The 25,541-nt window shown below is 60.3% G+C and carries 26 protein-coding genes; 2 read left to right on the top strand and 24 right to left on the bottom strand.

Going from position 1 to position 25,541, the window contains the following annotated elements; all coding sequences use genetic code 11:
- Position 1 precedes the first annotated feature (1 nt).
- From atpD to DWY51_RS08555, 21 genes are all read right to left on the bottom strand, one after another.
- A complete protein-coding gene (atpD, locus tag DWY51_RS08655; protein WP_117770554.1) occupies positions 2–1,456 on the bottom strand; it encodes a F0F1 ATP synthase subunit beta in 1,455 nt (484 codons plus the stop codon).
- Positions 1,456–2,364, bottom strand: coding sequence for an ATP synthase F1 subunit gamma (gene atpG / locus DWY51_RS08650; RefSeq protein ID WP_006235716.1), 909 nt, complete (start codon positions 2,362–2,364; stop codon positions 1,456–1,458). Before atpG ends, atpD begins: the two co-directional genes overlap by 1 nt.
- 5 nt (positions 2,365–2,369) lie before the next feature.
- Positions 2,370–3,968 carry a F0F1 ATP synthase subunit alpha gene (gene atpA, locus DWY51_RS08645; RefSeq protein WP_035138794.1) on the bottom strand — a complete coding sequence of 533 codons (1,599 nt, stop codon included), beginning with the start codon at positions 3,966–3,968 and terminating at the stop codon, positions 2,370–2,372.
- Complete coding sequence (locus DWY51_RS08640; protein WP_117770553.1) at positions 3,968–4,444, bottom strand: FoF1 ATP synthase subunit delta; 477 nt, start codon at positions 4,442–4,444, stop codon at positions 3,968–3,970. The genes atpA and DWY51_RS08640 overlap by 1 nt, the downstream gene beginning before the upstream one ends.
- Positions 4,434–5,036, bottom strand: coding sequence for a F0F1 ATP synthase subunit B (gene atpF, locus DWY51_RS08635; protein WP_117716380.1), 603 nt, complete (start codon positions 5,034–5,036; stop codon positions 4,434–4,436). The genes DWY51_RS08640 and atpF overlap by 11 nt, the downstream gene beginning before the upstream one ends.
- Before the next feature lie 15 nt (positions 5,037–5,051).
- The gene (locus tag DWY51_RS08630) at positions 5,052–5,246 is read right to left on the bottom strand and encodes an ATP synthase subunit C (RefSeq protein ID WP_022094262.1); all 195 of its coding nucleotides are present in this window, start codon (positions 5,244–5,246) and stop codon (positions 5,052–5,054) included.
- 124 nt (positions 5,247–5,370) lie between these two features.
- Complete coding sequence (atpB, locus tag DWY51_RS08625; protein ID WP_117770552.1) at positions 5,371–6,174, bottom strand: F0F1 ATP synthase subunit A; 804 nt, start codon at positions 6,172–6,174, stop codon at positions 5,371–5,373.
- A 3-nt stretch (positions 6,175–6,177) separates the two neighbouring features.
- Positions 6,178–6,489, bottom strand: a complete 312-nt coding sequence (locus DWY51_RS08620) for a hypothetical protein (RefSeq protein ID WP_117770551.1) — start codon at positions 6,487–6,489, stop codon at positions 6,178–6,180.
- A 281-nt stretch (positions 6,490–6,770) separates the two neighbouring features.
- Positions 6,771–7,418: a uracil phosphoribosyltransferase gene (gene upp, locus DWY51_RS08615; RefSeq protein ID WP_117770550.1), complete on the bottom strand. Its 648-nt coding sequence runs from the start codon at positions 7,416–7,418 to the stop codon at positions 6,771–6,773.
- A 121-nt stretch (positions 7,419–7,539) separates the two neighbouring features.
- Positions 7,540–9,081, bottom strand: coding sequence for a glycerol kinase GlpK (gene glpK, locus DWY51_RS08610; RefSeq protein ID WP_117770549.1), 1,542 nt, complete (start codon positions 9,079–9,081; stop codon positions 7,540–7,542).
- Between the two features lie 13 nt (positions 9,082–9,094).
- Positions 9,095–9,838, bottom strand: a complete 744-nt coding sequence (locus DWY51_RS08605; protein WP_117770548.1) for an L-threonylcarbamoyladenylate synthase — start codon at positions 9,836–9,838, stop codon at positions 9,095–9,097.
- A 134-nt stretch (positions 9,839–9,972) separates the two neighbouring features.
- The gene (locus DWY51_RS08600; protein ID WP_147333371.1) at positions 9,973–10,464 is read right to left on the bottom strand and encodes a type II toxin-antitoxin system HicB family antitoxin; all 492 of its coding nucleotides are present in this window, start codon (positions 10,462–10,464) and stop codon (positions 9,973–9,975) included.
- The gene (locus DWY51_RS09770; protein WP_089573106.1) at positions 10,431–10,616 is read right to left on the bottom strand and encodes a type II toxin-antitoxin system HicA family toxin; all 186 of its coding nucleotides are present in this window, start codon (positions 10,614–10,616) and stop codon (positions 10,431–10,433) included. Before DWY51_RS09770 ends, DWY51_RS08600 begins: the two co-directional genes overlap by 34 nt.
- Positions 10,617–10,684: 68 nt before the next feature.
- Entirely contained in the window at positions 10,685–11,935 is a 1,251-nt protein-coding gene (locus tag DWY51_RS08590) for a HemK/PrmC family methyltransferase (protein ID WP_117770546.1), read from the bottom strand.
- A 672-nt stretch (positions 11,936–12,607) separates the two neighbouring features.
- Entirely contained in the window at positions 12,608–13,675 is a 1,068-nt protein-coding gene (gene prfA, locus DWY51_RS08585; RefSeq protein WP_035138783.1) for a peptide chain release factor 1, read from the bottom strand.
- A gap of 228 nt (positions 13,676–13,903) precedes the next feature.
- The gene (locus tag DWY51_RS08580; RefSeq protein WP_117770545.1) at positions 13,904–15,331 is read right to left on the bottom strand and encodes a M20/M25/M40 family metallo-hydrolase; all 1,428 of its coding nucleotides are present in this window, start codon (positions 15,329–15,331) and stop codon (positions 13,904–13,906) included.
- A 72-nt stretch (positions 15,332–15,403) separates the two neighbouring features.
- On the bottom strand, positions 15,404–16,189 hold the full coding sequence (locus tag DWY51_RS08575; protein WP_117770544.1) for an amino acid ABC transporter ATP-binding protein: 786 nt from the start codon (positions 16,187–16,189) through the stop codon (positions 15,404–15,406).
- Positions 16,190–16,211: 22 nt separating this feature from the next.
- A complete protein-coding gene (locus DWY51_RS08570) occupies positions 16,212–17,360 on the bottom strand; it encodes an amino acid ABC transporter permease (protein WP_117770543.1) in 1,149 nt (382 codons plus the stop codon).
- Positions 17,361–17,369: 9 nt separating this feature from the next.
- Positions 17,370–18,296, bottom strand: coding sequence for a transporter substrate-binding domain-containing protein (locus DWY51_RS08565; RefSeq protein WP_117770542.1), 927 nt, complete (start codon positions 18,294–18,296; stop codon positions 17,370–17,372).
- A gap of 193 nt (positions 18,297–18,489) precedes the next feature.
- On the bottom strand, positions 18,490–19,383 hold the full coding sequence (locus DWY51_RS08560; RefSeq protein WP_117770541.1) for an aldose 1-epimerase family protein: 894 nt from the start codon (positions 19,381–19,383) through the stop codon (positions 18,490–18,492).
- Positions 19,384–19,496: 113 nt separating this feature from the next.
- A complete protein-coding gene (locus DWY51_RS08555) occupies positions 19,497–20,366 on the bottom strand; it encodes a hypothetical protein (RefSeq protein WP_117770540.1) in 870 nt (289 codons plus the stop codon).
- Between the two features lie 251 nt (positions 20,367–20,617).
- On the opposite strand from DWY51_RS08555, the gene DWY51_RS08550 reads away from it, so the two are divergent.
- Both DWY51_RS08550 and DWY51_RS08545 read left to right on the top strand, forming a co-directional pair.
- Positions 20,618–21,868, top strand: a complete 1,251-nt coding sequence (locus DWY51_RS08550) for an MFS transporter (RefSeq protein ID WP_233504674.1) — start codon at positions 20,618–20,620, stop codon at positions 21,866–21,868.
- A 45-nt stretch (positions 21,869–21,913) separates the two neighbouring features.
- Positions 21,914–22,360, top strand: coding sequence for a low molecular weight protein-tyrosine-phosphatase (locus DWY51_RS08545; RefSeq protein WP_199411407.1), 447 nt, complete (start codon positions 21,914–21,916; stop codon positions 22,358–22,360).
- Positions 22,361–22,508: 148 nt separating this feature from the next.
- Here the strand turns inward: DWY51_RS08545 and DWY51_RS08540 are convergent, their stop codons facing one another.
- From DWY51_RS08540 to DWY51_RS08530, 3 genes are all read right to left on the bottom strand, one after another.
- Positions 22,509–23,870 (bottom strand): ATP-binding protein, encoded by a 1,362-nt coding sequence (locus tag DWY51_RS08540; protein ID WP_117770539.1) that lies wholly within the window; start codon positions 23,868–23,870, stop codon positions 22,509–22,511.
- 183 nt (positions 23,871–24,053) lie between these two features.
- Positions 24,054–24,383 (bottom strand): TIGR04076 family protein, encoded by a 330-nt coding sequence (locus DWY51_RS08535; RefSeq protein WP_199411406.1) that lies wholly within the window; start codon positions 24,381–24,383, stop codon positions 24,054–24,056.
- Complete coding sequence (locus tag DWY51_RS08530; RefSeq protein ID WP_117770538.1) at positions 24,376–25,200, bottom strand: PfkB family carbohydrate kinase; 825 nt, start codon at positions 25,198–25,200, stop codon at positions 24,376–24,378. The genes DWY51_RS08535 and DWY51_RS08530 overlap by 8 nt, the downstream gene beginning before the upstream one ends.
- Positions 25,201–25,541 lie beyond the last annotated feature (341 nt).

The raw sequence follows: 25,541 nt of genomic DNA, 5'->3' as shown, positions 1-25,541 counted from the left end.
CCTACTTCTCCCCCATCTTGCGGGCGCGCTCGCGCACGTCCTCAATCGTGGAAGCATAGCGGAAAGCCTGCTCGGGCAGGTCATCGGCCTTGCCGTCGACAATCTCGGCGAAAGAGCGGACGGTATCCTCGACGCGGACGTAGACACCGGGGTTACCGGTGAACTTCTCGGCGACGTGGAAGGACTGCGAGAGGAACTGCTGAATCTTACGAGCACGGTTGACCGTAAGGCGCTGCTCCTCGGACAGCTCGTCCATACCCAGAATGGCGATGATGTCCTGAAGGTCGGAGTACTCCTGCAGGAGCTCCTGGACCTTAACGGCAACACGGTAGTGCTCCTCGCCAACGATCGAGGGATCGAGGGCGTCGGAGGAAGACGCAAGCGGGTCGATAGCCGGGAACAGGCCGAGCGACGAAATGCTACGCGAAAGAACCGTGGTGGCATCGAGGTGAGTAAACGTCGTGGCAGGCGCCGGGTCGGTCAGGTCGTCTGCGGGGACGTAGACAGCCTGGACGGAGGTAATGGAGCCCGTCTTGGTCGAGGTAATGCGCTCCTGGAGGTCGCCCATCTCGGTTGCCAGCGTGGGCTGGTAACCAACGGCGGACGGCATACGGCCCAGCAGTGCGGAAACCTCCGAACCTGCCTGGGAGAAGCGGAAGATGTTGTCGATGAACAGCAGAACGTCCTGGCCGCGATCGCGGAAGTACTCAGCGGTGGTAAGGCCGGCCAGACCGATGCGCAGACGCGCTCCGGGCGGCTCGTTCATCTGACCATAGACCAAGCAGGTCTTGTCGATAACGCCAGACTCGCTCATCTCGAGAAACAGGTCGGTGCCCTCGCGGGTACGCTCGCCGACGCCGGTGAACACCGAGGTGCCGCCGTGCTCCTGGGCGAGGTTGTTGATGAGCTCCTGAATCAGAACGGTCTTGCCGACGCCGGCGCCGCCGAACAGGCCCGTCTTTCCGCCACGGATGTAGGGCTCGAGCAGGTCGACGGCCTTGATGCCGGTCTCGAAGATCTCGGTCTTGGTGGTGAGCTCGTCGAAACGGGGCGCTGCATGGTGGATGGGGTAGAACTCCTCCACCTCGGGCATGGGCTTGCCGTCGACGGGCTTGCCCATAACGTTCCAAATTCGGCCGAGCGTCTTGGGGCCAACGGGCATCTTCATGGGCTCACCGGTATCGGTGGCGATGAGGCCGCGCTGCAGGCCGTCGGTCGAGGACATGGCGACCGTGCGGACAACGCCGCCCGGAAGCTGGTTCTCGACCTCGAGGATCGTGCTCAGATGACCGATCGGGGTCTCGGCCTCGACCGTGAGCGCGTTGTAGATCGGGGGCACCGCGCCGTCAAACTTGACGTCGACGACAGGGCCGATGATTCGCACGATGCGACCATCACCGGCAGTCGTCTTCTTGGTGGCTTCCTCGACCGCAAGCTTTACGGTGTTATTAGCCATTACTGTTCCTCCAATGCTGAGGCTCCGCCGACGATCTCGTTAATCTCGGTCGTGATCGAAGCCTGGCGCACGCGACTATACGTGCGGGTAAGGGTCGAGATGATCGCGGTGGCGTTTTCCGTCGCGGAGTGCATGGCCTTGCGGCGTGCACCCTGCTCGGCAGCCGCCGAATCGATCAGGGCCTGGTAGATGACCGTCAGGATATAAGACGGCACAAGCTTGCCGAGAACATGCTCGGGAGAGGGCACGAACTCGAACGTGGACGAGATGCGCTTAGGGGCGTCGGTCTCGTTCTTACGCGGACCGTGGGCCATAGCGATCATCTCGGGGTCGAGCGGCAACAGATGCTCGACGCGAAGCTCTTGATCCACGCGGTTCTTGGCGTGGTGGTAGACAAGCTCGACACGGTCAAGCTCACCGGCACGATACGCATCGCAGATATGAGAGGAGATCATGCGGGCCTGATTGAAATCGGGCTCAGAGGAGTTGCCCTCAAAGTGCATGACAACGTTTGCGCGGTCACGGAAATACGTGGCCGGCTTACGCCCGCACGCGATGATCTCGCACTCGATGCCGTCGTTCGCCCAAGAAGCGGCGAGCTTTTCGGCCGTGCGCTCCACCGTCGTATTGAAACCGCCGGCAAGGCCGCGGTCCGAGGCAATAACGACAATCAGGCCATGCTTGACGCTCTCATGCTTCTGCAGCATGGGATCGGTGCCCGAACAGGAGGCGTCGCCGGCGACCGTCAACATGACGTCGGTCAGCGCCTCCTTATAGGGCTCGGCCTGCTTGGAGCGATCGAGGGCACGACGGATCTTGGCCGTAGAGACCATCTCCATCGTGCGCGTGATCTGCTTGGTCGTGGTAACCGAGGAGATTCGCTTCTTAATGTCGCGAAGGTTGGCCATGGGGCTTAGTTCTCCTCTGATCCAGAAACATCCGAATGGTGCTTGGCCATGAACTGCTGCTTGAAGTCGCCGATGACGCGCAAGAGCTCAGCCTTGGTGTCATCATCGATCTTCTTGGCGCGAACCTTGTCGAGCAGCGAACCAAAGCCATTGTCCATGTACTCGATGAGCTCGGCACGGAAGGGCAGCACGTCGGCGATCTCCAAGTCATCCAGGAAGCCCTCGTTGCCAGCGAACAGCGTAACGATCTGCTCGCCAACCTCAAACGGCTTGTAACGCGGCTGCTTCAGGAGCTCGGTCATGCGAGCACCATGGGTCAGCTGCTTCTGAGTAGCCTCGTCGAGGTCGGAGCCGAACTGCGTAAAGCCAGCGAGCTCCTGGTACGAAGCGAGGTCCAGACGGAGGTTGCCGGCGACCTGCTTCATGGCCTTGGTCTGCGCATCGCCACCGACGCGGGACACGGAGATGCCCACGTCGACTGCCGGGCGCTGACCCTGGAAGAAGAGCTCGGACTGCAGGTAGATCTGACCATCGGTAATGGAAATGACGTTGGTCGGAATGTAGGCCGAGACGTCGCCGTCCTGGGTCTCGATAATCGGCAGTGCCGTCATGGAGCCGTAACCGTTCTTCTTGGACATCTTGACGGCACGCTCGAGCAGACGAGAGTGCAGGTAGAAGATGTCGCCAGGATAGGCCTCGCGTCCGGGCGGACGATGCAGCGTCAGCGACATCTGACGGTAGGCCACAGCCTGCTTGGACAGGTCGTCGTAGATGACGAGCACGTGGCCGCCGGGGTTGGTCTCGCTGGCGGGCTTGCCGTCCTCGCCGTTGTACATGAAGAACTCGCCGATAGCGGCACCGGCCATAGGCGCGATGTACTGCATAGGGGCAGAATCGGCAGCGGTAGCCGAAACGATGATGGTGTAGTCGAGCGCACCGTGCTGAGCGAGGGTCTCGCGGATGTTGGCAACCGTGGAGGCCTTCTGGCCGATGGCGACATAGATGCAGACCATGCCCTTGCCGCGCTGGTTGAGGATAGCGTCGATGGCGATGGCGGTCTTACCGGTCTTACGGTCGCCGATGATAAGCTCGCGCTGGCCGCGGCCAATAGGCACCATGGAGTCGATAGCGAGCAGACCGGTCTGAACCGGCTCGCACACCGGGGTACGATCGATGACGCCGGGAGCCTTGAACTCGATGGGGCGACGGTGCGTGGCGACGATGTCGCCCAGGCCGTCGATGGGCTGGCCGAGCGGATTGACGACGCGGCCGAGCATGGCACGGCTCACGGGGATATCCATAATGCGGCCAGTGGTGCGGCACTCGTCGCCTTCCTTGATGGAGTCGACGGCACCGAACAGAACGGCGCCGACCTCGTCACGGTCAAGGTTCTGGGCAAGGCCGAAGACGGTCTCACCGGTATCGGAGCTCTTGAACTCCAGAAGCTCGCCTGCCATGGCGCTCTTGAGGCCGGAGACGCGCGCGATGCCGTCGCCTACCTCGTCGACCGTTGAAACCTCATGCGTATCGACCGTCGCGGAGAGGCTCGTGAGCTGCTCCTGCAGTTTCTTGGCGATATCCTGGGCATTGAGGGTTTCGGACATTAGGCTTCACCTCCGTACGAATTAGCAGAGTTTGCGAGGGTCTCCTGCGCGATGCGCAGCTGCGTCTTGACGGAAATGTCACGACGCTCGCCGCGGGCCTCGAGCACCAGGCCACCCACGATAGACGGGTCGACCTGCTCGATAAGGAATACCTTGCGGCCGAAGTCCTGCTCGCATTTCTTAGTGATGGTTTGACGCAGCTCGTCGTCGAGCGGGATCGCCGTGGTGACGGTCACGCCCACTACATCCTCGTCTTCCTCGGCAACATACTTAAAGGCAGCTGCCACCTTGGGAAGAAGGTCGAGCTGGTCGCGCTTGGACATGGTGTCGAGCACGGCGATGATCTCGGGGCTGGCGGAAGCCAGGCGCTCGATCATCTCGAGGTCCTCGAACACATGGTTCTCGGCCTTGGCGGCTTCCATGAGGGAGCGCGCGTAGGTCTCGAGCACCTTGTCCTGATAGCGGCTAGTCGGCATTCAGGCTACCTGCTTCCTGGATGTAGCGCTCGATGAGCTTCTTCTGCTCGGTCTCGTCCTCGAGTGCCTCGCCCACGATCTTGGTGGCGACGGCGACGGACAGGTCGGCGATGGAGCTCGCAGCACCGGCGTAAATGGACTTGCGCTCGTCCTCGACGGTCGTGTGGGCCTTGGCGATGATCTCCTCGGCCTCCTTGTGCGCAGCCTCGATAATGCGAGCACGCTCGGACTCGGCGTCCTTACGGGCCTCGAGAACAATATCGGCAGCCTGACGACGGGCGTCGGTGACGATCGAGTCAGACTCGGCGCGCTTGGCGATAGCCTCCTGCTTGGTCTTCTCGGCCTCGTCGAGGCTCTCCTCGATCTTCTTGCCGCGCTCCTCCATGGTCTTCATGATGCCCGGCAGGGCGACCTTGGCCAGCACGATCCAGATGATCAGGAAGGCGATGAGCGCCGGGATGAACTCCGCCATCTTAGGGATGAGGATGTCCGCACCGGCGGCGCCGTCCTCGGCGAACGCGGAAACCGGCATGAGCAGCGCGGCCGCGGACGCGGAGAGTGCGATCGCGCTCTTCTGGGATGAAAGATTCATACTTGACGCTCCGTGCTATTTAACGATCAGCGCGACAACGAAGCCGATCAGAGCCAGAGCCTCGCCGAAGGCGGAGCCCATGATGAAGACGGTGAACACGCGGCCCTGGACCTCAGGCTGACGGGCCATAGCACCCGTAGCACCCAGAGCAGACAGGCCGATAGCAAGACCAGCGCCGATAACACCGAGACCGTAACCGATAACTCCCACGATTCCTCCTTTGTCGTGCGTGTCTTATTTCACGCAGGATAACCTTTTTATAACTGCCGGGCTCCATGGGTACGGGCGCCGGCGGTTGAACGAATTGCCTTACCTTTGAGGCGCGAACGGAAGACTACTCCTCCTCCGCGACCTCCTCTGCCTCAGAGACATACACGGCGGTAAGGACCGTGAAGACGTAAGCCTGGATGGCGCCGACCACAAGCTCGATCGCGTAGATCAGGATGAGAATGGCAAGCCAGGCAAGCGAAGGCAGGGCGCCGACGGCGTGAGCCGCGGAAGCCTGCTGAAGCAGCGGCTGCATGAACATGCTCGCCATGATGGCGAACGAACCCATGACCACGTGTCCTGCGAACATGTTGCAGAACAGACGGACGGCGAGCGTGATGAGGCGCAGGAAGGTCGAAAAGAGCTCGACGACCCACACAAGCACGTTCATCGGGAAGCTCACGCCCTGCGGGGCGAGGCTCTTGATGTAGCCGATCACGCCGTGGGCCTTGCATCCGTAGTAGATGAAGTACACGAAGGCGAAGATGGCGAGCGCGGCGGTGGAGCCGATTGCGCCGGTGCCGGGCTTCATTCCCGGGATCAGGCCGATCATGTTATTGATCAGGATGAACAGGAAAAGCGAGCACAGGAACGGGAAGTGCTTCTTCCAGTTCTCACCCACGACACCCTTGCCGATATCGTTCTCGACGTACTCGATGATGTACTCGAAACCGTTGACGAAGAAGCCCTTGGGAACCAGGGCCTGCTTCTTCTTGAACACGGCCAGGACGATCAGGAGCACGATCGTGGAGACGATCAGCCAAAACGAGTACTGCGTGATACCGCAGCTCAGATCGCCCACGACGGGGGTGGAGCTGAACTCGCTAACCAGATGATTAATCTCATCGGGCAGCTTTTCAAAAATTTCCACGACTTACCTTTCGACCTCATGAGGATCCCGCAGTGCCTTGGCGACACGGACCGTGCAGGCGGCCATAAAGGCCACGAAGCCGATCGCCTCGCCCAAGAGGAACATGCGAAACGCCTCTCCGAACAACGCGAACACGACCAGAGTAAAGACGAGCAACGCAATCGCCGAGACCGCGAGACTCACCATCCCCTTGAGCATGTCCGCATTCTGTTTATCGTCAAGAACCGGCTTGAGCGTAAAAACAAAGGGAAGAAAGGCGACCGCGCCCGCGATGGCGCCTGCAACGATAGCGAGCAGATCGGCTATCTGAAACACTGGCGTCCTCACTTTCCTTTTTAACGCTCCACAGAACAGTTCCCGCCAAACATTGGTGACTATTGTACGAGCCAATCGCTAAAGTACAACCGAAAAAGCATCGGTTAATACGCACCTGTTCGTTTTCTTAAGACCTTCTTTATGCCGCAGGTACGGTAATACGTTTTTCTAGAACCCTGCAGGGCAAAACGTCCGTTAACAGGAGTGCGCGTGGACGTCTTTTGCTCGCCCGCGCGCACCATTTCTTCGTATTTGCGGCTGTAGCCGATATCGCTCAGTGGTTAGAGCGTTCCGTAAATACGGTCACCAGCGTCACCCAGGCCGGGAACGATGTAGGCGGCCTCGTTGAGATGGTCATCGATGGCGCACGTATAAATACGTACGTCGGGGTCCTTCTCGGTCAGCGACTTGAGGCCCTCGGGCGCGGCGACGATGCACAGCATGCGGATGTCCTTAACGCCGCGCTCGCGCAGGTAGCTAATAGCCATCTCGGCCGAGCCACCCGTGGCGAGCATGGGGTCGACAACCAGGCAGATGCGCTGGTCGATATCCTTGGGCATCTTGCAGTAATACTCATGCGGCTCGTGGGTGACCTCGTCGCGCTCCATGCCGATATGACCCACGCGAGCGGAGGGCACCAGGTCGAGAATACCGTCGACCATGCCAAGACCGGCGCGCAGGATAGGTACGATAGCGAGCTTTTTGCCGGCAAGCTGCTTAAACGTGGCAGTGGTGATGGGAGTCTCGACTTCAACGTCTTCCATGGGCAGGTCGCGCATGGCCTCGTAACCGTCAAAGAGCGCAAGCTCGCGCACAAGCTGGCGGAACTGGTTGGTGCCGGTCGACTTATCGCGCAGGATCGACAGCTTGTGCTGGACGAGTGGATGATCGACAAGCGTCACACGGGACGTATCGTAGGTAACGGTCATGGGTCTTGCCCCTTTCATTGCGGCCGCAAGATGGCCTTACTGACATGGCGCGCCGCGGCGCTGTTGCCACGCGCCGTGCATAAGTTTAGCGGTTTGTTGTATCGAGTGCTCCGTCGCAGCCCTACTGAGCGGTGCCGAGCGAACGCTTGACGGCATCACGCCAACCAGCAAGGTTGCTCTCACGGCGCTCGGCGGACATATGAGGATGGAAGATTTTGACGATCTGGGCGTTTTGCTCCAGCTCCTCCAAATCCTCCCAGTAGCCGACGGCAAGGCCCGCCAAGTACGCGGCGCCGATCGCCGTGGTCTCCACCGTCTCGCACTGCAGCACGGGGATATCCAGCAGATCGGCCTGGAATTGCATGATGAACTCGTTGCGCGAGGCACCGCCATCGACGGACAGGCGCTCAATCGAAAGTCCCACGTCCTGCTCCATGGCGCGCAGCACGTCATAACTCTGGTAGGCCATGGACTCGCAGGCCGCACGCACAATGGTCGCGCGACTCGAGGCACCGGTCAGACCGCACACGATACCGCGAGCATGCGGGTCCCACCAGGGAGCCCCCAGACCTGCGAAGGCAGGGACGAAGTAGCAGCCCTCGTTGTCGCTAATCGAGGCGGCAAGCTGCGCCGACTCGGTTACGTTGGAGATGATGCCCATGTTGTCGCGCAGCCAGTTCATGGTGGAGCCGGCGGCAAAAATGGAGCCCTCGAGCGCATAGCTGATCTTGCCGTCCGCGGCGATACCGATCGTGGAGACCAGACCGTTCTTGGATTCGACGATCTCGTCACCGGTATTCATGAGCATAAAGCAGCCCGTACCGTAGGTGTTCTTGGTCTGACCGGGATGGAAACAGCAGTGGCCGAACAGCGAAGCCTGCTGGTCGCCCGCCACGCCCATGATGGGCGGCATGTTGGTCATAATATCGCTCGCGACGCGGCCGTAGTCACCCGAGCTCCAGCGAACCTCGGGCATCATAGAGCGCGGGATGTCGAAGAGCGCCAGCAGGTCGTCGTCCCATTCGAGCGTATGGATGTTGAAGAGTGCGGTACGGCTGGCATTGGTATAGTCGGTGGCAAAGACCTGGCCACCGGTGAGATTGTAGATGAGCCACGTGTCGATGGTGCCAAACATAAGGTCGCCCGCCGCCGCGCTCTCGCGCGCGCCGTCGACGTTATCGAGAATCCACTGTACCTTGGAGGCCGAGAAATACGGGTCGAGCGTAAGCCCCGTGCGGGAGCGCACTAGCTCTTCTGCGCCCCGCTCAACCAAATTATCGATCTGAGACGCGGTACGGCGGCACTGCCATACGATGGCGTTATAGATGGGCTGGCCGCTCACGCGGTCCCAGACCACCGTGGTCTCGCGCTGGTTGGAGATGCCGATGGCGGCGATGCGGTCAGAATGGATGCCGCTCTTAAACTGAACCTCCATCATCACGCCGATCTGGCTGGCAAGCACCTCCGTGGGATCCTGCTCCACCCAGCCGGGGCGCGGGAAGCTGGTTTTGACGCTACGTCGCGCCTGGGCAACGATGCAGCCGTATTCGTCGACAATGGCCGCGAGTACCGAGGTGGTGCCACAGTCGAGCGCCATGATGTAGGAACCGCCAAAGTTAAACGAGGCATCTTCCATGCCCAGGCTGCCCAGATTCAACGACATCGCTTACACCTTTCTATTGCATCGGGTCGGACAGGACCCGCTCGATCTCTGATGCGGGAAGTGCGCCTTGGCGTAGGATCTGGAGCCCGCCGTGCTGGAACGACACGATGGTCGAGGCGTCGCGACACGGGGTCTCACCGGCGTCGACGGCAACATCGACCCCCTCCAGGATGCGACCCTCGACGGCGGCAAAGCTTGCCGGCGAAGGCGCGCCGTGCGTGTTGGCGCTCGTGCAGGCAAGGGGACTGCCGCAGGCGCGGATGAGCGCTTGGACCACGGGAGAGGCCGAAGCGCGAAGTGCCACGGTGTCATCGGCAGCGCGCATAAAGGTCGGCACGCAGGGGGCTGCCTTGACCACGATAGTCAGGGCGCCCGGCCAGCATCGTCGCGCAAGTACGCGGGCATCTTCCGGGATATCCACGCCATAGCGGTCGAGTGCTTCGGCATTATCAACCAGCCAGGCGACCGTTTGGGTGAGTTTGCGCTGCTTGAGGGTAAAGATGCGGCGGTAGCCGGTACCGAGCGCAGGGACCGCGGCGCCATTGACGACAGCCTGCGGATCGCGCGGCCACGATGGGAATTCGCTTGTATCTTGGGGCACGGCGTCCGAGAAGGCGTTGACTGCCACGGCGACACCGTAGACGGTCTCGGTCGGGATCAAGGCCAGGCCGCCGCGGCCGAGCACCTCGGCCGTGCGCTCGACGGCGAGCCGATGCGGCTCGCGCGTTCCCTCGTATACCCGATAGACCGTCTGCATGTGTATGCCAGCCCCTTACGCTCTGGTGAAAGTTTGTTTACTGAGGGGCATTCTCGCACGAAACGTTCAACCTATTTGGCCAGAGTGCATGTTGGTTTGGTGAGCGGCTTTAGTAGTCGGTGAAAGTGAGGGGGTCATTGGACTGCGATGAACTTCTTTGGCCTGCCGGCGTGGCGTTTTTGGGCGGCGTAGCGCTCGATGCTGTCTATCGTTATCATCCGACGGCCGTCGACAAGTTCAACATCGAGCTTTCCGGCTTTGACCAGCGCGGTAATCCGCGGAGCGGAGACTTTGAGGTCCAGCGCTGCGTCTTTAAATGTTCGGCACGCCGCTTCCCGAGCGTCCTCGTGGTCGATTTCGACTGAAAGGGCCACGACCTCGGCCGAGCGTTCGTACCCTGCCGGAGTCAAACCGTTGTTGAGGTCGTCGGCCAAAAACGCCATCAGCGCCTCGGTGGCATGGGCAATCGCTTCTTCGCGCGTATCGCCATCGGCAAAAGCGCCGGGAATCTGCGGGAAGCTGGCGCAGTACCCGTCGTCTTCTTTTATGAGAACGCAGTCATAGGTAAATCGCTGCCTCATTTTGCCTCCAACTACCATCCAGCTTGGCGACGAATACTTGCCCACGTGCCCTTCTTTGGTCGATCACCACCAGAGCCGTTCACGGTGACAACACGGTCGCCAGAAACATACTTAGCATGACTACCGACTTGCGCGACCTTCACGAATCCATCGTGCTTGAGTAGGGCAATGATTTCCCGAAAGGTAGGAGGTTGCATGGGCCGACCTCTTTCAGCCGTCCTAATTATAAACTAGTTTATAATTTTTGCTAACCAGTTAATAAATATTACTGGCGCTGTTTGGGCTCGGTGACGATGGCTCGGACGATGCGGGGGCGATCGGTGAGGTCGCGGACGATGCGCACGTCCGAGAGACCCGCCTGGCGGCAGAGCTCGGCGGCGGCGTCGAGGGCACCCTCGTAGAGCTCGCAGGCAAACAGGCCGCCGGCGCGCAGCATGTAAGGCGCCGCATTGAGCAGGCGGCGGAAGATATCGAGGCCGTCGGCGCCGCCCTCAAGCGCCAGGTCGGGCTCGAAGTCCTTGACCTCGTGCGGCAGTGAGCGCATGACGTCGGTCGGAATGTAGGGCGGATTGGAGACAAGCACATCAAAGGTGCCCCACTCTTCGCGGGGAATGGAACTCACCAGGTTGGTGAGGCTAAAGGCGACCTCATCGGATGTGAGACCGAGCGCGTCGCGGTTTTTGGTGGCCAGATCGATAGCGCGCGGCTCGATATCGGTGGCGGTGCAGGTAACGTGGCCGCGGCGCTCCCAGGCAAGGGAGAGCGAGATGCAGCCCGTGCCGCAGCCGACCTCGAGAACGCGGGCGATGCGGGGCTCGGCTGGGGCAGGCGAAGCGGCATCCTGAGCTGAAGCCGTCTCCTGGTCGGCACCCTCGATGGCGATGCCGTATTCGTCGAGCTCGGACTCGGCGGCTTCCGCGACTTCGGCTTCTGCTGCCTGCGCGGCGGCTTCCTCGGCCTCGCGGTCGGCCAGCTCCTCGGCATAGGCACGGCTGCCGAGCACGTCGCTACCCAGCGCAGCCTCATCGGCGGCCGTCAGGTTGGCGGCACGGCGCTCGGCGGTCGCGCGTTCGTCTGCCAGCGCGGCCTCAGCCTTGCGTGCCTCCTCGACCTCATCGTTCCAAGGCAGCTCAACACGCTGACGGGCAGCAGCCTCGGGGCTCAGCACCTCGGCATCCAGATAATTGAGGACTTCCTCGACGAGCATCTCGGTCTCGGGACGCGGAATGAGCACGCCGGGGGCGCACGTGACGTCGATCATGCGAAACTGCGTGCTGCCGGTGATGTACTGCAGCGGTTCACCTTTAGCGCGACGAACAACGGCCGCGTGCATGGTCTCGAGCTGAGCCGCGTTAAGCGTCTCGTCCATGCGCATATATAAGTCGATGCGTGCCAAACCCGTGGCAGCGCAGAGCAGCCACTCGGCAGAAAGACGGGGGTGCTCCTCGCCGCGCTCGGCCAGGTACTCCTTGGTCCACTCGAGACAACGCTTGATGGTCCAAATCTCGTTTGCCATGGGGCCCTCCCCTCTTAAGCGCCGGACGGCGCGCGAATGTCGGAGCAGATTGTACGCGAGGGCGGCACGCGGCAAGGGACGATTGGAAGCGATTATCGAGAATCAGCCCAGAATTTTGCTTGAATCGCAATCGAAGTGTTCATTCGTCGACGTCTAAATCTGCATCCGTCAAGCTTTTGGCAAGGTTGCCCCAAAACTGACCAATATCTAACCAAGAACTTGCCAAATCACTTGACGCGCGACGCATCAAAAATCGCCCCGCGACTTCTCGGACGATTTTTTGAGCATTATTTTCGATAGCAGATGAATGCCGCTAATTTCTTTGAGCAGGTAGCCGGCTTAATGGCCATCAAAGCCGATTAAATAACATCTCAAAGCAATGTGCCCAACCTAGTCATTTAAGAACGTCCCCAATGACTAAAATGCCATCACAGCCGACTGAATATAATATCAAGGCAATGTCCCCAATGACTCCCTACGGATCATTTGACAACCAAGAAAACGCCGATGTTTTGGCAATGCCAGCGAGCGACGTCCAGAGCGAACAAGTTGGCATGAAAAAGGCAAGGCATAGACCTTCTGGTCATGCCTTGCCTTTTGAATGACAAATTGTCGCTCTGGGCGGCGCGCAGCGTCGAGCCGTTACGCGGTTTGGCAAAACCGCGTAACCCACTACACAGCCTGCGCCAGCTTCTCGGCTCGCTCGGCGGCGGCGAGTGCCTCGATCACGGTGCCGAGCTGATCGCCCAGAAGGACGCCGTTGTAGGTGGAGTTGAAACCGATGCGGTGATCGGTCACGCGGTCCTGGGGCTGGTTGTAGGTGCGGATCTTCTCGGAACGGTTACCGTGGCCGATCTGGCTCTGGCGCTCGGCACCGAGCTCTGCCTGCTGCTTCTCGAGTTCCATCTCGTACAGACGGGCGCGCAGCATCTGCATGCAGACCTCGCGGTTCTGGATCTGGGAACGCTGCTCCTGCGACTGCACCACGGTGTTGGTGGGCAGGTGGGTGATGCGCACGGCGGAGTAGGTGGTGTTAACGCACTGACCGCCAGGGCCGGAGGCGCAGTAGGTGTCGATGCGCAGGTCAGACTGGTTGATCTGGACGTCGATTTCCTCGGCCTCGGGAAGCACGGCGACGGTAGCCGTTGAAGTCTGGATGCGGCCCTGGGACTCGGTCTTGGGGACGCGCTGGACACGGTGCACGCCGGACTCGTACTTCATAACGGAGTAGACGCGGTCGCCCTCGACCTTGAACTCAATGGACTTAAAGCCGCCGGCCTCGCTGGGGCTGGAATCGAGCACGGTAGTCTTCCAGCCGCGCGACTCACAAAAGCGCTGATACATCTTGTACAGGTCGCCGGCGAAGATGGCCGCCTCGTCGCCACCGGCGGCGGAGCGGATCTCGACGATGGTGTTCTTGTCGTCGTTGGGGTCGCTCGGGATGAGCATGTACTTGATGTCTTCCTCGAGCTGGGGGAGCTTGGCCTCGTTTTCGGAGATGTCCATCTGGAGCATCTCCTTCTCATCGGCATCGGTGGTATCGTGCAGCATTTCCTTGGCAGCCTCGATGTCATCGAGCGCGCCGATGTACTCGCGCGAGGCGGCAATGAGGTCGGACTGGTGCGCGTACTCCTTGTTGAGACGCGTGAACTCCTTGATATCGGAGGCGACGGCCGGGTCGGAAAGCTTCTTCTCGAGCTCCTCGTAGGCCTTGATGATCTTTTCGAGCTTGTCGCGCATGACGGACTCCTTTATATGCGTGAAGGTGAAAATCGGCAGAATTGATGGGGCGCGGGGCCCCGCTGCGGGGGTAAGCCCGGCTAGAACATGTCGATCCTCAGATACATGCGCATCCCTTCGCGTATGGGGTACATAGTTGCGGTCTAACCCATACATGATAGCGTGCGCAGGCAAACCTGCATATAACCCGCACGGAATCCGACAAAGGGACAGTCCCTTTGTTGGATTCTAGAGCGTGTGGAGCAGAGCGATGAAAAAGCGGACACCCTGAAGGTAGACTCGGCGGGTAATGCGCTCGTTGGTGCCGTGGACGCCTCGGTCGCACTCGTCATCGTCGACCACAAAGGCCGAGAAACGAATGCACTCAGGGCAAATGCGCTGATAGTTGGCAGCGTCGGTCGCGCCGATCACGGTCGAGGGGACGATGCTGACAGGAGCCCCGCCCGTCGCACTCGGTCCGTTTTCCTCCGTCCCCTTTGGATCACGGAAATAGCGGGCGGCGATGGCGCGAACGGCCTCGAGCCCCGGTCCACCGACACGCGGAGACGGCGAAGGCTCGGAGCTGCCGGGGCCCAGCTCCACTTCGACACAACCGGCAAGGTCCGCCCCGGCAACCGCCTCACGGCAGCGCGCCACAACGTCGACCACGCTCGTACCCTCGAGCATGCGGAAGTTAATGTTGGCCCACATATCCTGCGGCATTACGTTGGCGCCGGTGCTGCCACCCTCGATCTGCGTGGGCGCGCAGGTGGTCGTCACCAGCGGATAGAGCTTTTTGCTGGCGAGGCAATCGCGGACAATGGCATCCCCGTTGGCGGCAATTTCATCGGCCGTGTAGAGCCCCAACTCGACGAGTTGAGCGGCAAGCAAGTCGGTCACGCGCGTCGGCCACTCGATATCGCAGATTGCGGTGATGGCACGGCTGAGCACCTCGAGCGATGTGCCGCCGTAGGGGTTGGACGAATGCCCGCCCTCACTCTTCGTCTTGAGTATGATATCGGCGTAACCCTTCTCCGCGAGGTCGGCATGCATAAGCCAGCCCTCGCCCGCGCCATACTCGGCAGCCGAAACAATACGGTAGTCACCCTCGTCGATCAGATATTCAAGTTCAACGCCACGCTCCTCGAGCACACGACCGATCGCCCCCGCGCCGTACTGCGTGGTTTCCTCGTCCTGGCCAAAGGCGAGCAGCAGGGTACGCTTGTGCTCCCAGCCGTGCGCGAGCGCATACTCAACCGCCTCGAGAATGCCTGCGACCTGGTCTTTCATATCGATGGCGCCGCGACCCCAAATGTAGGTGTCGTCCACATGTCCGCTAAAGGGGGCATGCGTCCAGTCAGCCTCGGTGCCGGGTACCACGGGAACCACGTCCATGTGGCCCATGAGCATAATGGGCTTGAGGGCAGGGTCGGAACCGCTAAGCGTCACCAATAGCGAATGGTCGATAAGCTCGACCTTACCCGCCGTAAATACGTGCGGCCAAGCCTGCTGCATATACGCGCGCAGGTCGTCGAACGGCTGCCAGTTCACCGCCTCGGCATCCATACTCGAGATGGTCGGAAACGACAGCACGCGGCCCAGGCGCTCGCACGCACCAGCTTCGTCCAAATCGGCAAAATCATCCTCATGCGCAAAGAAGCGCCAAACCTCGGCCATGACATCCTTTCGATTGTGATGACGAGGGCCGCCCCACGGGAGCGGCCCTGTCATGCAAACATTTGCGGTCGGTTACTTGTCCTCGAGATAACGCGAGAGGAACTCGCGGGTGCGCTGGTGTTTGGGGTTGCCAAAGAGCTCGGCCGGCGCGGCGTCCTCGAGCACCACGCCCTTATCCATAAAGACCACGCGGTCGGACACGGTTCGGGCAAAGGCCATCTCGTGCGTGACGACGACCATGGTCATGCCGTCGGCCGCGAGCTTGCGCATGACCTCGAGCACCTCGCCCACGATCTCGGGGTCGAGTGCCGAAGTCGGCTCGTCGAACAGCATGATCTGCGGATTCATGCACAGGGCGCGTGCGATGGCTACGCGCTGTTTTTGACCACCGGACAGGCGGCCCACGGCGGCGTGCGCGAACTTTTCGAGTCCCACGCTCGTCAGATGCTCCATCGCAATTTTTTCAGCCTCGGCCTTGCTCATCTTTTTGAGCATGACGGGCGCAAGCGTGCAGTTGTCGAGCACGTCCATGTTGTTGAACAGGTTAAAGCCCTGGAACACCATGCCGATGTCCTCGCGGAGTTTATTGATATTGCAGCGCTCGGCCGTAAGGTCCTGGCCGTGGAACCAGATGTGGCCCGCGTCCGGGGTCTCGAGCAGATTGAGGCAGCGCAGGAAGGTCGACTTGCCCGAGCCCGAGGCGCCGATAATGGTGACGACCTCGCCGGGGTTAACGGACAGGTCGATGCCCTTGAGTACCTCGAGCGAGCCGAAGCTCTTGCGCAGGCCCTCAACGCGGATGAGCGGCTCATTGGTCTGTGCGGCGGCCGCAACGCCGGTAGTGGCGGTATCTGCCATGATGATTCTCCTCGTCTTAAGCCTAGTTAGAGCTGGGCAGCGTGGCCGGAGCCTCGGCACCGAGCTTTTTGCCAAAGGCTTCGAGCAGGCGGCTCGCCACGAGCGTCAGGATCAGGTAGACCACGAGCGCCACGCAGTAGACCTCCATCTGGCGGTAGTACACGCCGGCGACCGTGGTAGTAGCGTACATAAGGTCGAACACGCCGATGACCGAGAGCACCGACGAATCCTTGATGTTGATGATGAGCTCGTTGGTGAGCGCCGGAATCGCATTTTTAATGCCCTGGGGGAACACGACTTTGCGCATGGCCTGCCACTGCGACAGGCCCAGCGATCGCGCCGCCTCGGCTTGGCCGGGATCGATGGACTCGATGCCGCCGCGCAGGACCTCCATCATGTAGGCGGTGGAGTTAAGCGAGATGGTGACGAGGCCGGCGGTAAAGGTGCTCCAGATCTGGTTGGCCTGGGCGGTCTCGAAGCCCATGCCGCGCAGAACGGTAAAGCCCGCGTAATAGATAAGCAGGCCCTGGACCATCATGGGCGTGCCGCGCACAATGGTGGAGTAGACGGTCGCGAAGCCGCGGCCGATACTCTTAAAGAAACGCACCAAGTCGTTGTCCACGCGGTCGAACGTCTGAATGCGCAAAAACACAAAGAGCAGTGCCAGGAAGAAGGCGATGACGGTGCCGAAGGTGGCAAGCGCGATGGTGATTTCGATGCCGCGGATGAAGAAGTCGCCGCTCTTGTAGGTCATGTAGACCAGGCTCGACAAAAAGTCGCTGGGGTTGGAATCCGAGACAATGCTCACCTGCACCAGGTCGATAAACGACATGATGCAGCGGTCCACGAAAAAGATCGCTGCGATGGCGACCACAACATAGCTACCCAGGCGCGCGCCGCGGCGGAAACGCTCGGAGGCGAACGGCGACTTTTCGCGATAGTCGTTCCAGTGCATGAGCTTGGTGACGAGTGCCGCCGCCGACACGACGACCCAGGCCCACAGGATCGCCCAAAGGCAGTCCTGGAAGATGCCAGTGGGCGCCAAAAAGCTCAGCGGCGTGGGGTTGCGCTGGCTAAACGCCAGGCCAAGCGCCGCGATGACGCTCGTGCCCAGGTATACGTAACGGTGATCGGCCTTGATAAAGGAGGCCAGGCGATTGACGGTTTTCATGCTGCCTCCCTATGCCGGCTGACGGTCGAGGCACGCGTCCCACATTTGGTCGCGCTCCTCTTGGCTAATGCCCTTGAGTGTCTTGTCGATGAGCTTAAGCAGTTTGTCCGAGCCCTTGCGGCAGCCGACGTTTGCCGCGACCTCCTGCTTAAAGCCCTCGCCTTCGGCAAAATGAATGGGAACGATGCCCGGGTTTTGAGCCATATAGCCCTTCTCGTTCTCGGTGTTGTAGGTCACGGCGTCGCAGGTGCCCTGCAGCAGGTTCGAGAACACCGTGGGGACGGAGTCGACCGGGTTTTTGTGCACAACGCCCGGGATCTCGTCGATGACGGTGTCGAGCATGGTGTCCTTTTGGCCGAGCACCGTGGCACCGCTAAAGTCGCTAAGCTTGGTGGCGTTTTGGTAGGGCGAGCCCTCTTTTACGAATAGGCCAAAGTAGCCAATGAAGTACGGGTCGGAGAAGCCGACCGACTCTTCGCGCTCGGGCGTGGCGCTCATGCCGGCGATGATGAGGTCGATTTGGCCGTTGTTGAGCGAATCGATAAGGCCCGAAAAGCTCTGCTTGACGGCAACGGGCTCGCCACCGAGGGCCTTGCAGACGATCTTGGCGATCTGCACGTCGTAGCCATCGGCATAGGCGCCCTGCACGTTGTCGATGGGGATGGTGTACTCGCTGGCTTCGGAAACCTGCCAGTTGTACGGGGCGTAGGCCGCCTCCATGCCAATGCGGATCTTATCCTTGCCGATAACGGAATCGGACAGGTCGTCGCGACCGCCACCCGTCGTGGGCTGAACTACTTCCAGCGTGGAGGGGCGCTGGCAACCGGCAAGTGCGCCGGCGACGACAGTAGCGCTCGCAGCGAGAGCGCTACCCAAAAAGATGCGACGGCTGCATATCGGCTGCGGATGCGCGTCGCGTTGATGGGGAGAATGCATAATCTGCCTTCCCTGTTGAATCGTATGCTGACGACTTAACAGGATACCGCTCAGCGCTACCTCCAGCAAATGCATATATAAATGCATATATGCAAGTTTACGAACTGAAAACGATTGATAGTCGTTGGAGACGTTCTTAAACGACTAGTCAAACAAGAACGTCCCCAACGACTAGTCCCAGGTATGCAGCCTGTTAAAGCAGAGTAACGCTAAAGCTGCGAACATCCGTCTCGCCGGGAGCCAAGGTGATGGTGTTGACCTTGTGCTCAAAGACGTCGTCCTCGGTGTCCATGGTGGTGTGACCGGTCCAGGGCTCGAGCGCCACAAACGGGGCGTCGTTGGCGGCAGACCACACGCCAATGTACTTAAAGCCCTCAAAGTCGATCTTGACGCCGTGGCCCGACTTGCGGCCGCGCAGCGTGAGCGTGGAGCCCGGGGTATCGGTGAACATGATGGCGTCGTTATCGAAGCTGCGGTGCGTGATGGGCAGCACGTCCGAGTTATCGGGAGCCTTGTAACTGCCCTCGAACGTCATAAGACCGTCGGGCGTGATGATGGGAGCCTCATTAGTCCAAGCCTCGGTAAACGCCAGCTCGTAATCCTCGAATGCCTCGTCCTCGGCACCGGGAGCCGGTACGTTAAACGCGGGGTGGCCGCCCACCGAGAACGGCAGGTCCACGTCGCCGGTATTGGTGACGGCAAAGGTCTGGGTAAGTGTGGCGTCACCAGTCAGGGCATAGGTCATGTTGAGCTTAAAGTGGAACGGGAACGCCTTGAGCGACTCGGGCGTGTCGGTGATCTCGTACGTTACCGAGGAGCCGTCCTCCGAAACCTCGACCAGCTTGTGTTCGACGATGCGCGCGAGTCCGTGGCGCGGCATCTCGCAGGTGCCGGCCGCAGACGTCGCCGTGTTGTTGCGCAGCGAGCCCACAATGGGGAACAGGATGGGCGCATGCTTGCCCCAAAAGGCGGGGTCGCCCTGCCACAGATACTCGTTGCCGTTGAGGGCAAGGCTCGTGAGCTGGGCACCCATGGAATCGATGGCCGCGGTGAGGCCGCCGCGCTTGATGGTAGTGACAGTAGACATGCTACTTCCTCCAAAAGTAAACAATAGTGTCGAGGGCTATTGTCCCACTCTTGGCGGCGGGACGGGACGGCAGGCGATTATTGAGTAGCCATAGCGGAATGAGCGGCGAGTGCCTACTGGGTATCCACGTAAAGGTCGAACCTGCCCTGCGGTGTGGTGTCGACCGTGTCGGGCGCCTGTGAGTTAAAGCTCACGGGGACCATGCGCTTTGAGGCACGGAAGCGCGTGCCGTCGGTGGCGACGGGCGGTTCATCGACGGTGAGCTCGTAGTCGCCGGGCTTAAGTTCGATGCCGTCACCAGCGGAATTGACGTATTGATACTCGTCAATCGTCTGCCCTTTGAGCGTACGCCCCACGATGTGGATGAGCATTTGGCTGTCGCCACGCGCGGTGTCCCACGTCGCGCCGTCCTTGACCTCGACCGACACATGTACCGAGCGCGTGCGGCCGAGCGATTGCTCGATAGACATCTCGACCTTGGCGGCGTCTTTTCGCTGTTGTTCAACATGGCTCCAGACGTTTCCAATTACCGAGCATGCGATAACGCCGGCCATGAAGGCGATAAGGATGGGGCCGAGCGGAGAACGGCGGCCCGCGTCTTCCTCACGAGCCAGGTCGGGGCGATGTGTGGGCGCAGGCGCCTGGGCGCCTTGCGCGGGCACGTCGAGAATGCTGAAGGATGCCGTGCTGTCGGGGTCGATGGTGTGACGCGGCTGCGGGATCTTTGCCGGCGAGATGGACATGTCGGCTGGCTCGCCGAGCGTGGCCGTAGCGTCGGCCTTGGCCTCGTCTGCCTCGGCCTGGGCCCAAGCTTGTTCGAAGGTCAGGGGCTCGACGGGGTCGAGGGCGGCGTCCGAATCGGCGGCGACGTCGTTGCCGGTCTCGTCCTCGTCGCTCGACACGTCACGCGGCATGGGCTCGTCCCACTCCTCGTCCGGAGCCTCACCCTCGCTATACCACCATTCAAAGTTATCGATATCCATACGGGGCGCCCCTTAGGCCTCGCAAATAAACACTCGCTAGTCTTATACCCCCAGACGGCACGGCAGCTCGCCGGCACAGATAGGAAAACCATCACAACATTCGACGTTTTTCCTCGATTTCGAGATTTTCGCCGAATGTTGTGACGGTTTGGGCGACCGGCCGGCAGCGCAATGTGACAAAGAGACTGTCCCTTTGTCACATTCTGCTAGAGTTGCAGGGATTGAATCTCGCTTATTCATGCGACATTGGAGTGACAACCTTGACCGCCGCAACCACGCCTAAAAGTAAGTCAACCGCCGCCGCGCTCTCCCCTGCGCGCACCAAGCTCTGCCTGGCGCTGCTCGTGCTGTTGGGATTCTCGCTCGGCTGCTCCGAGTTCGTGGTCATCGGCATCGAAAGCGACTTGGCAACGGAACTCGGCGTATCGCTTGCCACCGCAGGCCAACTTATTAGCGTGTTTGCGCTTGTCTACGCCATCGCGACGCCAGTGCTTGCGCTCAGCACGGGGCGTTTTCGCCGCTACCAGCTGCTCGTGTGCTACAGCATCGTCTTTGTGCTCGGCAATTTGGTTATGGCGCTGGCGCCCAACTTTCAAGTGCTGTTTATCTCGCGTATTGTCCTGGGCTCCGTCTCGGGTGCGCTGCTCGCCGTGGGCGTAACGTACATCCCTGAGCTGCTGTCCCCGCAGCAGACCTCACTCGCCATCTCGGTAGTGTACGGCGCGTTTTCCGTGGCAATGGTCTTTGTCACTTCGATCGGCAAGTTTGTGGCCGACACGCTCGACTGGCACGTGGCCATGTACGGCACGCTGACCTTTGCCGTTCTGATCTGCGGAGCGCTCGTGGCGTTTATGCCGCGCGCTGGGCAAACCGACGAGCCCGCCACTTTTCGCGAACAGGCGGGTCTACTACGCGAGCCGAGCATCATCACCGGCATGCTCATCTTTTTGTTTGGCGTGGGGTCGGTCTACGTTTTTTACGGCTACGTGACGCCTTATCTTGAGCAGGTGCTGGGCATGGGCACGGTCGAAGCCAGTACCACGCTCATGGCCTACGGCGTGTTCTGCCTGATCTCGAACATCCTGGGCGGATGGATCGATGCGCGCTTTGGCATGAAGGCGCTACTCGTGACGTTTGTGCTGCAGGCTGCAGCGTTACTCGGACTGTTTGCTGTGGGCGGCACCATGCCGCTCGCGCTGGTCTTTGTCTTTAGCCTGGCGCTGCTCATGTACCTGTTCTCGGTGTCGTGCATCACGCACTTTATGGACGTGGCACGCAGCCGCCATCCCAAGTCGATGGTACTCGCAAGTTCGGTTGAGCCCATGGCGTTTAACGTCGGCATCTCGTTTGGCACCGCAGTGGGCGGCGCCGTGGTAAGCAGCGTTGGCATTGCATATGTAGGCGCGGTCGGTGCCGTGTTCTCGCTTGTGGCCTGGGCGCTCACGCTGGTGACGATTAAGTTGGCTCGCTGGGAACGCAAGAGGACGATGGCGCAGGCGTAGATGCGATACTCGAGCTCGATGATGGCGATCGAAAGGAAACCGCATATGCAACGTGTACTGTTTATCTGCCATGGGAACATCTGTCGCTCGACGATGGCTGAGTCCGTGTTTACCGAGCTGGTGCGGCGCGCCGGGCGCGCGGGCGAGTTTGTCATTGACTCCGCTGCGACCTCAACTGAGGAGATCGGCAACCCGCCGCATCATGGCACGGTCGCCAAGCTGCGTGAAGTCGGGATTCCCGTCGTTGCGCACCGTGCCCGCCAGGTGCGTCGCGCGGAGTATGGCGACTGGGACCACATTGTCTATATGGACGACGAGAACGCCCGCGGCCTGCGGCGCATCTTTGGCGACGACCCCGACGGCAAGGTTACACGCTTGCTCGATTGGACCGAGCGCCCCGGTGACGTGGCCGATCCCTGGTACACCGGCAACTTCGATGCCACCTACCGCGACGTGCTCGACGGTTGCACCGCTATGCTCGAGCAACTGTAGACAAGCGAGGTCGCGAGCCACGTCTCCGGCGCGAAACGAGCGTGGGTTTTCTCCCACTTTGAGCGCTCGAGTGCGCTCTAAACGGGAGAAAATCCACGCTCATGAATGTGACAAAGGGACTGCCCCTTTGCCACATCCGGGACTGGCCCTAGACCGGCTTGACCTCCAGCTTTATCCCCTCGGCGCAGGAGTCGCCCAAAACATCCGAAAGGGCCCAGGTCGCATATAGCGGCAAATAGAGAACCGCTCCGTTGCGCTCAACGTTGCCTCTCGAGAAAACAATCCCGAGCCTTACGCCATATTCAGCCGTATCAAGCACATGACCGAGCGCAGCGTGCGCGTGGTAATAGGAGCCCGATTTAACCTCGATCGGAACAGCCGTCCCATCCGGCCCATCGACCACAAAGTCCACTTCACCGCGCTTTTTTGTCTGATAGTAGTAAAGCTGGCGATTTTGGGCAGCCAGCTGCTGGGCCACCACGTTTTCGTAAAAGCCGCCCAGATTGGGCTCCTTGCTATCAAGATACGCCGCTTGGGCGACTCCAACGGGGTAGCGCGCCATCAACATGCCCGTATCCGATTGGTATAGCTTGAACTGCGATGGCCGTGCCGTCTTGAGCAGGGGCGACTTTGGCTCGGTTACGATATCGGCTTTGAGAGCAACGCCGGCATCGACAAGCCAGACAAAATCTCGCTGGTACTTCTCATAATGCGCCTTGGGGTCAATGGAATTGAGCACGAAACGCTTGTGTTCGCCCTCAAGCATAATGGGGAGCTGATCGTAGATGCTCTGCACCTGAAGGGCACGCCCGCTTGCATACTTGGAAATATCCCGTCGGTACTGTTCGTTGAGCTCGGACTGTAGCTGACGAACAGAGGCAAGGTCGCCCTGCGTGTCAAGGAAACGCTGCACGACCTCCGGCATTCCGCCGACAACGGTATAGGTCCTGAAGTTTGCCATCATCGCGTCATGAATGTAATCAGGAATGGGCCTCTCGCTGATACACGCGTCACGTATCGTTTGGCGAGCCCCCTCGCTCACCCCGGTTGCCCAGCAAAACTCCTCAAAATCGAGCGGGAACATCCTAAGCTCGTGGACATACCCCACGGGATAGGACCTGACGCCCTTGAACTGGGTCCCGAGCATTGACCCCGAAAACGCCCAGCGGCACCTCCCGTCCTCTACAAGGAACTTTGCCATCGTCATGATGTCGGGGGCCTCTTGGACCTCATCGATAAACACGAGCGTTTTGCCTGGTGCAATCGACTTTCCCGAAAGAAGCGTCACCCTGCTGATGAAATCATCGGCATTCCGCGCCTCGAGAAGAGCATCTTTTGCCTGGCGATTTTCCATGAGATTGAGCTCGATGTAGGTTGCATGGCTGGCTTTGCCAAATGCGCGAATCGAATAGCTTTTGCCGATCTGGCGAGAACCCGTGATGAATAAGGCCTTTTGCTCGGCAGACTTCAGCCAACGCTCCAGCTCTGCCGCTATTTTCCTGCGCAGCATAGGCTCTCCCCTCAGTGTCATCAAATGAAATGCAAAGTTTTATGCGCTTAATTATCGATGAAATGTATGATTTTTAGAACCTAAAATCGGATGAAATGCAGAGATTTAGGATTATAAGCAAAAAGAAGGGGCAGCCCCGGCGAATGTGACAAAGGGACTGTCCCTTTGTCACATTGCGCTCGACTACTCGTCGACGATCTCGGCAAGCCAGACGTTCAGCGTATCGACCTCGGGGCAGCAGAACTTTGCCGTGCCGGGCTCGTTGCCAGGCACGGTTCCGCCATAGCGCAGGATATCGATATAGGGAAAGCCCACATGGCAGGCCATAGCGCACATCTTGCCGCGGTCTCGGTCGAAGTCAAAGACGTCGCCCGGCTTGTGACCATGGTGGCAGCGGCACGCACCCAGCTGGTCCACGCAGCTCACGCGGATACGCGGACGCTTGCCACGCGGCGCGCCGAGCGGCTTGTTCTCGCCCGCAGGCTTGACGCCGCCCTCATCAGCATTACTCATGGTCAATCACATCCAGGCAGGCCTCGATGGGAAGGCCGGCGGACTTATCCTCCTGGTCGGCATTGCGCTCGATAAGCTCCGCTACCACGCGCATGGCATCGCTCGTCGCACGCTGCAGGCTCCAACCGGCCATAACGCGGCCGACGAGCACCGCCGAGAACGTGTCGCCCGTGCCCGGGAAATAGACCGGAATGAGCTCAAAGGGAATCGTGAAGTACTCCCCCGCCACATGGTCGTAACCGATAACCGCGTTCGTGCCATTGACCACGGCGCTCGTAATGACCACCGACTTGGCACCCAGCTCGCGCACAGCGTCCACAAGGGCGCGGGCCTCATCGGGCGTAATTTGCTCGGCGATAGGCCTATCGGCAAGCAGGCACGCCTCGGTATAGTTGGGCACCGCGTAGTCTGCGCACTCCAGCAGGCGCCGCATAAGGCCAATCGTGGACTCGGGCACGCCCGCATAGAGCTTGCCGTTGTCGCCCATGATGGGGTCAACGAACACCTTGGTGCCCTTTTGCGCACGGCGGTGGCAGAAGTCCGAGATGATGCGCGTCTCTTCCTCGGTCACGATAAAGCCGGTCGAGATGGCGTCGAACTCAAAGCCGAGCTCCTCCCAGATAGCGAGGCTCTGGCGGACATACTCCGTGGTGTCGTGGATGTAGAACTTGGGGTAGTTGAGCGTATCGGAAACGAGGGCCGTCGGCAGGTTGTGAATGCGATAGCCCATGTGCGACAGCACCGGCAGCATGGCGGAAAGCGCGACCTTGCCGTAACCGCACATATCGTTGATCAGCAGCAGCTGAGTGTTCTTCATGAGTGTCCCCCTTGGTTCGGGCGCGGCGCGGCAGCGCCACAGTGCGACTAAGTGTAGCGCAGGGAACGTTACGAGCGAAGTCGGGCAGCGTGAAGGGCAAATTGTTGCAGAAAGGTTACGGGAAGGAAGTTAGTCGTTTGGGACGTTCTTAAATGACTAGTCAAACAAGAACGTCCCCAACGACTAACCCAACGACTATCAGCGCAAGGAGTGTCCCCAAGTGCCGGCACATAAGGAACGTCCCTAATTGCCACCTAAGTGCCAAAACGACTGGTCGGGCAACACCGATGTCTTGGCGAAGTCAGACACTATGACCCAATCCAGGGGCACGGAAACGACAG

Source organism: Collinsella sp. AF25-2LB (genome assembly GCF_003458415.1).
Taxonomy (GTDB): Bacteria; Actinomycetota; Coriobacteriia; order Coriobacteriales; family Coriobacteriaceae; genus Collinsella.
The sequence above is the reverse complement of the archived record's forward strand: the minus strand, read 5'-3'. Positions and strand labels throughout refer to the sequence as shown.